The 543-nt window shown below is 70.5% G+C and carries 1 pseudogene; it reads right to left on the reverse strand.

Annotated elements, in window-relative coordinates:
• Positions 1-358: pseudogene (locus tag AOK15_RS37175) on the reverse strand (hypothetical protein); the annotation flags it as partial.
• Positions 359-543 lie beyond the last annotated feature (185 nt).

Below are 543 nucleotides of genomic sequence, written 5' to 3' on the forward strand. Positions count from 1 at the left end.
CGACACCGTCGAAGGCGTCCGCGAGGGCCGACGCGCCCTCACCGAGGTCGAGCGGATCAACGGGCGCACCCCCGACGAGCTGTGCGGCCGACCGCACTTCCACGACCTCACACCGCTGCACCCCCGTGAGCGGCTGCGGCTGGGCGCGTCGGCCCTCGCGGACGCCTTCGACGGTGTCGCCCTTGCGCAGCCCGTACCGGCGGATCAGCGCGGCGGGCACCTGGGTGTCGGAGGCGGTGGGCAGTCCGTTCTCGGCGCGCAGGAACCCCTGCCCGCCCTGCACTGTCTCCAGGACGCCGGTGACATGGGTGGGGGACTGCCGATGAGTGGAGGTGTGTTCGAGTGTGGTGGTGCTCATGGGGGTCCTTTCACGGACTTCCTGGGAGAAACGCATGAGGAAGGGGGAGGGGAAGGCACACACCCGCGGGTACGGCTGAGCCCTGCGCGAGGTGGTGCGGAGAAGCTGACGCCGGTCGGATGTCGACGGGCGGTCGGTTCAGCTGAGGAGATCTCAGGAACTGAGAGAGTGGCACCGGCGCCCGG

Source organism: Streptomyces ossamyceticus (genome assembly GCF_001418475.1).
Taxonomy (GTDB): Bacteria; Actinomycetota; Actinomycetes; order Streptomycetales; family Streptomycetaceae; genus Streptomyces; species Streptomyces ossamyceticus.